2 protein-coding genes, 9 tRNA genes and 5 rRNA genes are annotated in these 10,981 nt (G+C 49.3%); all 16 read left to right on the forward strand.

Annotated features, from left to right (window positions below; all coding sequences use genetic code 11):
* Positions 1 to 93: 93 nt before the first annotated feature.
* Positions 94 to 3,024, forward strand: a 23S ribosomal RNA gene (locus tag NSS65_RS00500).
* Between the two features lie 61 nt (positions 3,025 to 3,085).
* Positions 3,086 to 3,201: ribosomal RNA gene (gene rrf / locus NSS65_RS00505) — 5S ribosomal RNA — on the forward strand.
* Positions 3,202 to 3,958: 757 nt separating this feature from the next.
* A tRNA-Val gene (locus tag NSS65_RS00510) sits at positions 3,959 to 4,034 on the forward strand.
* Between the two features lie 33 nt (positions 4,035 to 4,067).
* Positions 4,068 to 4,143: transfer RNA gene (locus NSS65_RS00515), tRNA-Thr, on the forward strand.
* Between the two features lie 37 nt (positions 4,144 to 4,180).
* Positions 4,181 to 4,256, forward strand: a tRNA-Lys gene (locus NSS65_RS00520).
* 8 nt (positions 4,257 to 4,264) lie between these two features.
* Positions 4,265 to 4,347, forward strand: a tRNA-Leu gene (locus NSS65_RS00525).
* A 30-nt stretch (positions 4,348 to 4,377) separates the two neighbouring features.
* Positions 4,378 to 4,449 (forward strand) — tRNA-Gly (locus tag NSS65_RS00530).
* A 12-nt stretch (positions 4,450 to 4,461) separates the two neighbouring features.
* Positions 4,462 to 4,547 (forward strand) — tRNA-Leu (locus NSS65_RS00535).
* 10 nt (positions 4,548 to 4,557) lie between these two features.
* Positions 4,558 to 4,634, forward strand: a tRNA-Arg gene (locus NSS65_RS00540).
* Positions 4,635 to 4,641: 7 nt separating this feature from the next.
* Positions 4,642 to 4,718, forward strand: a tRNA-Pro gene (locus tag NSS65_RS00545).
* Positions 4,719 to 4,726: 8 nt separating this feature from the next.
* Positions 4,727 to 4,802 (forward strand) — tRNA-Ala (locus NSS65_RS00550).
* A 125-nt stretch (positions 4,803 to 4,927) separates the two neighbouring features.
* A 16S ribosomal RNA gene (locus NSS65_RS00555) occupies positions 4,928 to 6,476 on the forward strand.
* Positions 6,477 to 6,658: 182 nt separating this feature from the next.
* Positions 6,659 to 9,589: ribosomal RNA gene (locus tag NSS65_RS00560) — 23S ribosomal RNA — on the forward strand.
* A 61-nt stretch (positions 9,590 to 9,650) separates the two neighbouring features.
* Positions 9,651 to 9,766: ribosomal RNA gene (rrf, locus tag NSS65_RS00565) — 5S ribosomal RNA — on the forward strand.
* Together the 16S, 23S and 5S rRNA genes with 9 tRNA genes alongside form the textbook arrangement of a ribosomal RNA operon.
* Positions 9,767 to 9,943: 177 nt before the next feature.
* Positions 9,944 to 10,408, forward strand: a complete 465-nt coding sequence (locus NSS65_RS00570; protein ID WP_003217184.1) for a CtsR family transcriptional regulator — start codon at positions 9,944 to 9,946, stop codon at positions 10,406 to 10,408.
* Between the two features lie 14 nt (positions 10,409 to 10,422).
* Entirely contained in the window at positions 10,423 to 10,980 is a 558-nt protein-coding gene (locus NSS65_RS00575) for a UvrB/UvrC motif-containing protein (RefSeq protein WP_024425862.1), read from the forward strand.
* Position 10,981: the final 1 nt, after the last annotated feature.

Below are 10,981 nucleotides of genomic sequence, written 5' to 3' on the forward strand. Positions count from 1 at the left end.
TTCTTTGAAAACTAGATAACAATAAGTAATTCATTCACATTGAATGCAATGCAAAGTTCATCACACATAGTGATTCTTTCTAAAGTAAGAAATGGTTAAGTTAGAAAGGGCGCACGGTGGATGCCTTGGCACTAGGAGCCGATGAAGGACGGGACGAACACCGATATGCTTCGGGGAGCTGTAAGCAAGCTTTGATCCGGAGATTTCCGAATGGGGAAACCCACTGCTCGTAATGGAGTAGTATCCATACTTGAATACATAGAGTATGAGAAGGCATACCCGGGGAACTGAAACATCTAAGTACCCGGAGGAAGAGAAAGCAAATGCGATTCCCTGAGTAGCGGCGAGCGAAACGGGAACAGCCCAAACCAAGAGGCTTGCCTCTTGGGGTTGTAGGACACTCTATACGGAGTTACAAAGGAATGATATAAGCGAAGAGGTCTGGAAAGGCCCGCCAAAGAAGGTAACAGCCCTGTAACTGAAATGTTGTTCTCTCCAGAGTGGATCCTGAGTACGGCGGAACACGTGAAATTCCGTCGGAATCCGGGAGGACCATCTCCCAAGGCTAAATACTCCCTAGTGACCGATAGTGAACCAGTACCGTGAGGGAAAGGTGAAAAGCACCCCGGAAGGGGAGTGAAATAGATCCTGAAACCGTGTGCCTACAAGTAGTCAGAGCCCGTTAACGGGTGATGGCGTGCCTTTTGTAGAATGAACCGGCGAGTTACGATCCCGTGCAAGGTTAAGCAGAAGATGCGGAGCCGCAGCGAAAGCGAGTCTGAATAGGGCGCATGAGTACGTGGTCGTAGACCCGAAACCAGGTGATCTACCCATGTCCAGGGTGAAGTTCAGGTAACACTGAATGGAGGCCCGAACCCACGCACGTTGAAAAGTGCGGGGATGAGGTGTGGGTAGGGGTGAAATGCCAATCGAACCTGGAGATAGCTGGTTCTCTCCGAAATAGCTTTAGGGCTAGCCTCAAGGTAAGAGTCTCGGAGGTAGAGCACTGATTGGACTAGGGGCCCCTACCGGGTTACCGAATTCAGTCAAACTCCGAATGCCGATGACTTATCCTTGGGAGTCAGACTGCGAGTGATAAGATCCGTAGTCGAAAGGGAAACAGCCCAGACCGCCAGCTAAGGTCCCAAAGTATACGTTAAGTGGAAAAGGATGTGGAGTTGCTTAGACAACCAGGATGTTGGCTTAGAAGCAGCCACCATTTAAAGAGTGCGTAATAGCTCACTGGTCGAGTGACTCTGCGCCGAAAATGTACCGGGGCTAAACGTATCACCGAAGCTGCGGACTGTTCTTACGAACAGTGGTAGGAGAGCGTTCTAAGGGCTGTGAAGCCAGACCGGAAGGACTGGTGGAGCGCTTAGAAGTGAGAATGCCGGTATGAGTAGCGAAAGACGGGTGAGAATCCCGTCCACCGAATGCCTAAGGTTTCCTGAGGAAGGCTCGTCCGCTCAGGGTTAGTCGGGACCTAAGCCGAGGCCGAAAGGCGTAGGCGATGGACAACAGGTTGATATTCCTGTACCACCTCCTCACCATTTGAGCAATGGGGGGACGCAGGAGGATAGGGTAAGCGCGGTATTGGATATCCGCGTCCAAGCAGTTAGGCTGGGAAATAGGCAAATCCGTTTCCCGTAAAGGCTGAGCTGTGATGGCGAGCGAAATTTAGTAGCGAAGTTCCTGATTCCACACTGCCAAGAAAAGCCTCTAGCGAGGTGAGAGGTGCCCGTACCGCAAACCGACACAGGTAGGCGAGGAGAGAATCCTAAGGTGATCGAGAGAACTCTCGTTAAGGAACTCGGCAAAATGACCCCGTAACTTCGGGAGAAGGGGTGCTTCTTAGGGTGTTAAAGCCCCGAGAAGCCGCAGTGAATAGGCCCAGGCGACTGTTTAGCAAAAACACAGGTCTCTGCGAAGCCGTAAGGCGAAGTATAGGGGCTGACGCCTGCCCGGTGCTGGAAGGTTAAGAGGAGCGCTTAGCGTAAGCGAAGGTGCGAATTGAAGCCCCAGTAAACGGCGGCCGTAACTATAACGGTCCTAAGGTAGCGAAATTCCTTGTCGGGTAAGTTCCGACCCGCACGAAAGGCGCAACGATCTGGGCACTGTCTCAACGAGAGACTCGGTGAAATTATAGTACCTGTGAAGATGCAGGTTACCCGCGACAGGACGGAAAGACCCCGTGGAGCTTTACTGCAGCCTGATATTGAATGTTGGTACAGCTTGTACAGGATAGGTAGGAGCCTTGGAAACCGGAGCGCTAGCTTCGGTGGAGGCATCGGTGGGATACTACCCTGGCTGTATTGACCTTCTAACCCGCTGCCCTTATCGGGCAGGGAGACAGTGTCAGGTGGGCAGTTTGACTGGGGCGGTCGCCTCCTAAAATGTAACGGAGGCGCCCAAAGGTTCCCTCAGAATGGTTGGAAATCATTCGCAGAGTGTAAAGGCACAAGGGAGCTTGACTGCGAGACCTACAAGTCGAGCAGGGACGAAAGTCGGGCTTAGTGATCCGGTGGTTCCGCATGGAAGGGCCATCGCTCAACGGATAAAAGCTACCCCGGGGATAACAGGCTTATCTCCCCCAAGAGTCCACATCGACGGGGAGGTTTGGCACCTCGATGTCGGCTCATCGCATCCTGGGGCTGTAGTCGGTCCCAAGGGTTGGGCTGTTCGCCCATTAAAGCGGTACGCGAGCTGGGTTCAGAACGTCGTGAGACAGTTCGGTCCCTATCCGTCGCGGGCGCAGGAAATTTGAGAGGAGCTGTCCTTAGTACGAGAGGACCGGGATGGACGCACCGCTGGTGTACCAGTTGTTCTGCCAAGGGCATCGCTGGGTAGCTATGTGCGGACGGGATAAGTGCTGAAAGCATCTAAGCATGAAGCCCCCCTCAAGATGAGATTTCCCATTCCGCAAGGAAGTAAGATCCCTGAAAGATGATCAGGTTGATAGGTCTGAGGTGGAAGCGTGGTGACACGTGGAGCTGACAGATACTAATAGATCGAGGACTTAACCTATATTCTAATGTGAAGTTTGAACATTGTTATCTAGTTTTGAGAGAACATTCTCTCCATCAGGTTTGGTGGCGATAGCGAAGAGGTCACACCCGTTCCCATACCGAACACGGAAGTTAAGCTCTTCAGCGCCGATGGTAGTTGGGGGTTTCCCCCTGTGAGAGTAGGACGCCGCCAAGCTTCTATTAGGATCAGTTCCAGTCGGAACTGGTCTTTTTTGTGTTTTTGAATGACTTGCTTCTATATAATAGGTTCGTAAAGTGAGAATACGTTGTTCCTTCAATTTAACACTTCAGTCATCATATGAACCAGCAGCTCAAATTATCAAGGGTCATTAAAAGCATAGAAAACCTCTCCTTGGACTAAATAGACGTAAAGAGGTGATGGTATAGGGACACGAGATAGAAAGGCACCCCACCCCAAAGGGAATAGTCAGCGATTGTTGGATTTTTAACTTAAAAGAAGTGAAAAGAAACAAACAATAATAATGATAAGACTGTTGAGTGTTTGAAGCAGCAGAAAAATTAATGTGAAACGATTTGTTGAAAAATAGTAAAGATCAGTAATTATTTTTACACTTTTTTAGGCAAAAAAGATTTCTCAGAAAAATAAAATAATAATAGAATTTCTTTTTTGGATGTTTTTTATCCAGAGATATATGAAATAAAACAAGGATAACAAAGCTTCGAAATTGCTGTTTTTGCAATGATAGAGCCATATAAGCGCTCTTTTTAACAAAAAAACATAAAAAAATGAAAAAAAGGCTTTTAAAATGATGAGACAAGTGGTAAACTTCTTTAGGTGCCTTAACGAAAAGGTAAAAAAACAGCTTTAAAATAAATTCAAAAATTATTTTAAAAAAGTCTTTACAAACAATATCTTATCGTTATATAATACTATTTGTCAGATCGAGAGACACTTCGAAACGACACAATATGGAGGATTAGCTCAGCTGGGAGAGCATCTGCCTTACAAGCAGAGGGTCGGCGGTTCGAGCCCGTCATCCTCCACCATATTTATTCTTACATAATGTTAGGATAGATAAAGCCGGTGTAGCTCAACTGGTAGAGCAACTGACTTGTAATCAGTAGGTTGGGGGTTCAAGTCCTCTTGCCGGCACCACTTTCATATGGTAAGATAGACAAGTCGCTTTTAAAGCGAGCCATTAGCTCAGTTGGTAGAGCATCTGACTTTTAATCAGAGGGTCGAAGGTTCGAGTCCTTCATGGCTCACCATGTTTCATGCGGGTGTGGCGGAATTGGCAGACGCGCTAGACTTAGGATCTAGTGTCTTTATGACGTGGGGGTTCAAGTCCCTTCACCCGCATTGCCAAATAAAATAAAGAAATCCTGTAATGCGGAAGTAGTTCAGTGGTAGAACACCACCTTGCCAAGGTGGGGGTCGCGGGTTCGAATCCCGTCTTCCGCTTATACCATCCACGCCGGGGTGGTGGAATTGGCAGACACACAGGACTTAAAATCCTGCGGTAGGTGACTACCGTGCCGGTTCAAGTCCGGCCCTCGGCATTATAAATAAGCGCCCGTAGCTCAATTGGATAGAGCGTTTGACTACGGATCAAAAGGTTAGGGGTTCGACTCCTCTCGGGCGCGCCATTAAGATCGGGAAGTAGCTCAGCTTGGTAGAGCACTTGGTTTGGGACCAAGGGGTCGCAGGTTCGAATCCTGTCTTCCCGACCATCTTTTATGGGGCCTTAGCTCAGCTGGGAGAGCGCCTGCCTTGCACGCAGGAGGTCAGCGGTTCGATCCCGCTAGGCTCCACCAATATGATCTTTGAAAACTAAACAAGACAAAACGTACCTGTTAATTCGAGTTTTTATAAAAAAATCCTATGAAACTTCATAGGTAGTCAGTCAAACTGGCGAAAAGCAAAACTTCGGTTTTGTATTTTTTCGGAGAGTTTGATCCTGGCTCAGGACGAACGCTGGCGGCGTGCCTAATACATGCAAGTCGAGCGGACAGAAGGGAGCTTGCTCCCGGATGTTAGCGGCGGACGGGTGAGTAACACGTGGGTAACCTGCCTGTAAGACTGGGATAACTCCGGGAAACCGGAGCTAATACCGGATAGTTCCTTGAACCGCATGGTTCAAGGATGAAAGACGGTTTCGGCTGTCACTTACAGATGGACCCGCGGCGCATTAGCTAGTTGGTGGGGTAATGGCTCACCAAGGCGACGATGCGTAGCCGACCTGAGAGGGTGATCGGCCACACTGGGACTGAGACACGGCCCAGACTCCTACGGGAGGCAGCAGTAGGGAATCTTCCGCAATGGACGAAAGTCTGACGGAGCAACGCCGCGTGAGTGATGAAGGTTTTCGGATCGTAAAGCTCTGTTGTTAGGGAAGAACAAGTGCGAGAGTAACTGCTCGCACCTTGACGGTACCTAACCAGAAAGCCACGGCTAACTACGTGCCAGCAGCCGCGGTAATACGTAGGTGGCAAGCGTTGTCCGGAATTATTGGGCGTAAAGGGCTCGCAGGCGGTTTCTTAAGTCTGATGTGAAAGCCCCCGGCTCAACCGGGGAGGGTCATTGGAAACTGGGAAACTTGAGTGCAGAAGAGGAGAGTGGAATTCCACGTGTAGCGGTGAAATGCGTAGAGATGTGGAGGAACACCAGTGGCGAAGGCGACTCTCTGGTCTGTAACTGACGCTGAGGAGCGAAAGCGTGGGGAGCGAACAGGATTAGATACCCTGGTAGTCCACGCCGTAAACGATGAGTGCTAAGTGTTAGGGGGTTTCCGCCCCTTAGTGCTGCAGCTAACGCATTAAGCACTCCGCCTGGGGAGTACGGTCGCAAGACTGAAACTCAAAGGAATTGACGGGGGCCCGCACAAGCGGTGGAGCATGTGGTTTAATTCGAAGCAACGCGAAGAACCTTACCAGGTCTTGACATCCTCTGACAACCCTAGAGATAGGGCTTTCCCTTCGGGGACAGAGTGACAGGTGGTGCATGGTTGTCGTCAGCTCGTGTCGTGAGATGTTGGGTTAAGTCCCGCAACGAGCGCAACCCTTGATCTTAGTTGCCAGCATTCAGTTGGGCACTCTAAGGTGACTGCCGGTGACAAACCGGAGGAAGGTGGGGATGACGTCAAATCATCATGCCCCTTATGACCTGGGCTACACACGTGCTACAATGGACAGAACAAAGGGCTGCAAGACCGCAAGGTTTAGCCAATCCCATAAATCTGTTCTCAGTTCGGATCGCAGTCTGCAACTCGACTGCGTGAAGCTGGAATCGCTAGTAATCGCGGATCAGCATGCCGCGGTGAATACGTTCCCGGGCCTTGTACACACCGCCCGTCACACCACGAGAGTTTGCAACACCCGAAGTCGGTGAGGTAACCTTTATGGAGCCAGCCGCCGAAGGTGGGGCAGATGATTGGGGTGAAGTCGTAACAAGGTAGCCGTATCGGAAGGTGCGGCTGGATCACCTCCTTTCTAAGGATATATGGAGCAGCGTATGTTTTCGTCTTGTTTAGTTTTGAAGGATCATTCCTTCAAAACATGTCTCTAGCGAGACAGGATTGTTCTTTGAAAACTAGATAACAATAAGTAATTCATTCACATTGAATGCAATGCAAAGTTCATCACACATAGTGATTCTTTCTAAAGTAAGAAATGGTTAAGTTAGAAAGGGCGCACGGTGGATGCCTTGGCACTAGGAGCCGATGAAGGACGGGACGAACACCGATATGCTTCGGGGAGCTGTAAGCAAGCTTTGATCCGGAGATTTCCGAATGGGGAAACCCACTGCTCGTAATGGAGTAGTATCCATACTTGAATACATAGAGTATGAGAAGGCATACCCGGGGAACTGAAACATCTAAGTACCCGGAGGAAGAGAAAGCAAATGCGATTCCCTGAGTAGCGGCGAGCGAAACGGGAACAGCCCAAACCAAGAGGCTTGCCTCTTGGGGTTGTAGGACACTCTATACGGAGTTACAAAGGAATGATATAAGCGAAGAGGTCTGGAAAGGCCCGCCAAAGAAGGTAACAGCCCTGTAACTGAAATGTTGTTCTCTCCAGAGTGGATCCTGAGTACGGCGGAACACGTGAAATTCCGTCGGAATCCGGGAGGACCATCTCCCAAGGCTAAATACTCCCTAGTGACCGATAGTGAACCAGTACCGTGAGGGAAAGGTGAAAAGCACCCCGGAAGGGGAGTGAAATAGATCCTGAAACCGTGTGCCTACAAGTAGTCAGAGCCCGTTAACGGGTGATGGCGTGCCTTTTGTAGAATGAACCGGCGAGTTACGATCCCGTGCAAGGTTAAGCAGAAGATGCGGAGCCGCAGCGAAAGCGAGTCTGAATAGGGCGCATGAGTACGTGGTCGTAGACCCGAAACCAGGTGATCTACCCATGTCCAGGGTGAAGTTCAGGTAACACTGAATGGAGGCCCGAACCCACGCACGTTGAAAAGTGCGGGGATGAGGTGTGGGTAGGGGTGAAATGCCAATCGAACCTGGAGATAGCTGGTTCTCTCCGAAATAGCTTTAGGGCTAGCCTCAAGGTAAGAGTCTCGGAGGTAGAGCACTGATTGGACTAGGGGCCCCTACCGGGTTACCGAATTCAGTCAAACTCCGAATGCCGATGACTTATCCTTGGGAGTCAGACTGCGAGTGATAAGATCCGTAGTCGAAAGGGAAACAGCCCAGACCGCCAGCTAAGGTCCCAAAGTATACGTTAAGTGGAAAAGGATGTGGAGTTGCTTAGACAACCAGGATGTTGGCTTAGAAGCAGCCACCATTTAAAGAGTGCGTAATAGCTCACTGGTCGAGTGACTCTGCGCCGAAAATGTACCGGGGCTAAACGTATCACCGAAGCTGCGGACTGTTCTTACGAACAGTGGTAGGAGAGCGTTCTAAGGGCTGTGAAGCCAGACCGGAAGGACTGGTGGAGCGCTTAGAAGTGAGAATGCCGGTATGAGTAGCGAAAGACGGGTGAGAATCCCGTCCACCGAATGCCTAAGGTTTCCTGAGGAAGGCTCGTCCGCTCAGGGTTAGTCGGGACCTAAGCCGAGGCCGAAAGGCGTAGGCGATGGACAACAGGTTGATATTCCTGTACCACCTCCTCACCATTTGAGCAATGGGGGGACGCAGGAGGATAGGGTAAGCGCGGTATTGGATATCCGCGTCCAAGCAGTTAGGCTGGGAAATAGGCAAATCCGTTTCCCGTAAAGGCTGAGCTGTGATGGCGAGCGAAATTTAGTAGCGAAGTTCCTGATTCCACACTGCCAAGAAAAGCCTCTAGCGAGGTGAGAGGTGCCCGTACCGCAAACCGACACAGGTAGGCGAGGAGAGAATCCTAAGGTGATCGAGAGAACTCTCGTTAAGGAACTCGGCAAAATGACCCCGTAACTTCGGGAGAAGGGGTGCTTCTTAGGGTGTTAAAGCCCCGAGAAGCCGCAGTGAATAGGCCCAGGCGACTGTTTAGCAAAAACACAGGTCTCTGCGAAGCCGTAAGGCGAAGTATAGGGGCTGACGCCTGCCCGGTGCTGGAAGGTTAAGAGGAGCGCTTAGCGTAAGCGAAGGTGCGAATTGAAGCCCCAGTAAACGGCGGCCGTAACTATAACGGTCCTAAGGTAGCGAAATTCCTTGTCGGGTAAGTTCCGACCCGCACGAAAGGCGCAACGATCTGGGCACTGTCTCAACGAGAGACTCGGTGAAATTATAGTACCTGTGAAGATGCAGGTTACCCGCGACAGGACGGAAAGACCCCGTGGAGCTTTACTGCAGCCTGATATTGAATGTTGGTACAGCTTGTACAGGATAGGTAGGAGCCTTGGAAACCGGAGCGCTAGCTTCGGTGGAGGCATCGGTGGGATACTACCCTGGCTGTATTGACCTTCTAACCCGCTGCCCTTATCGGGCAGGGAGACAGTGTCAGGTGGGCAGTTTGACTGGGGCGGTCGCCTCCTAAAATGTAACGGAGGCGCCCAAAGGTTCCCTCAGAATGGTTGGAAATCATTCGCAGAGTGTAAAGGCACAAGGGAGCTTGACTGCGAGACCTACAAGTCGAGCAGGGACGAAAGTCGGGCTTAGTGATCCGGTGGTTCCGCATGGAAGGGCCATCGCTCAACGGATAAAAGCTACCCCGGGGATAACAGGCTTATCTCCCCCAAGAGTCCACATCGACGGGGAGGTTTGGCACCTCGATGTCGGCTCATCGCATCCTGGGGCTGTAGTCGGTCCCAAGGGTTGGGCTGTTCGCCCATTAAAGCGGTACGCGAGCTGGGTTCAGAACGTCGTGAGACAGTTCGGTCCCTATCCGTCGCGGGCGCAGGAAATTTGAGAGGAGCTGTCCTTAGTACGAGAGGACCGGGATGGACGCACCGCTGGTGTACCAGTTGTTCTGCCAAGGGCATCGCTGGGTAGCTATGTGCGGACGGGATAAGTGCTGAAAGCATCTAAGCATGAAGCCCCCCTCAAGATGAGATTTCCCATTCCGCAAGGAAGTAAGATCCCTGAAAGATGATCAGGTTGATAGGTCTGAGGTGGAAGCGTGGTGACACGTGGAGCTGACAGATACTAATAGATCGAGGACTTAACCTATATTCTAATGTGAAGTTTGAACATTGTTATCTAGTTTTGAGAGAACATTCTCTCCATCAGGTTTGGTGGCGATAGCGAAGAGGTCACACCCGTTCCCATACCGAACACGGAAGTTAAGCTCTTCAGCGCCGATGGTAGTTGGGGGTTTCCCCCTGTGAGAGTAGGACGCCGCCAAGCTTCTATTAGGATCAGTTCCAGTCGGAACTGGTCTTTTTTGTGTTTTTGAGAGGTTTGATACCATATAAATGTGGAAATAATATTGTTAGTTGAGCGATTATCTTGAAAAATCGATCGAAAAAATTTATAGTAAGATTAAAGTCAAATATAGTCAAAGTCAATGGAGGAGGAGGCGGAGTGGCACAAAATATTTCTGATATCATCGAGCAGTATTTGAAGGAAGTCTTGGATCAGAACGGTCGAGAAATATTAGAAATTAAACGCAATGAAATTGCAGATAAATTTCAATGCGTACCTTCACAAATAAACTATGTTATCAATACACGCTTTACGAGCGAGAGAGGCTATATCGTTGAAAGTAAGCGTGGCGGCGGTGGCTATATCCGCATCATTAAAGTCAAAATGAATGATGAAGTCGACTTATTGAACAATATTATTTCCCAAATATATCATCGTTTATCACAGGCTGCATCTGATCATATCATCATGCGTCTTGTTGAAAATAACATATTATCTGAAAGAGAAGCTAAGATGATGATTAGTGTCATGGACCGTTCTGTATTGCATATTGATTTACCTGAACGAGATGAACTGCGGGCTCGGATGATGAAAGCGATGTTAAATGCTTTGAAATTAAAGTAAAGCGGGTGAAAAGATTGATTTGTCAAGAATGTAATGAGAGACCAGCCACTTTTCACTTTACGAAAGTTATAAATGGAGAAAAACAAGAAATGCACATATGTGAACAATGTGCAAAAGAAAACAGTGATTCATATGCTATGAGTGGAAACCAAGGTTTCTCGATTCACAACTTATTATCAGGCTTATTGAATATTGATCCTAGCTTCACCACAAGTGCTAACAAGGGCTCGTCTATTTTTCAAGAAGCGAAAGAAGTGGATCAATGTCCTAAGTGTGGCTTAACCTTTCAGCAGTTCAGAAAAACAGGCCGATTTGGCTGTGCAGAATGCTATCGTACATTTGATCAGTATCTGAACCCTGTTTTACGGAAAGTCCATAGTGGAAATACAGTCCATAATGGAAAAGTACCAAAACGAATTGCCGGCAGCCTGCATGTTCGCCGGAAACTTGAGTTAATGCAGCAAGAGCTGAAGCAGCTGATTGAACAGGAAGAGTTCGAAAAGGCAGCGGAAGTTCGAGATCAAATTCGTGCATTAGAGCATGAGCAATCTCAGCAGAGGGAGGGAGATTAAC

The sequence above is a fragment of the Bacillus sp. FSL K6-1006 genome (genome assembly GCF_038593175.1).
In the GTDB taxonomy this organism is placed as follows: Bacteria; Bacillota; Bacilli; order Bacillales; family Bacillaceae; genus Bacillus; species Bacillus safensis.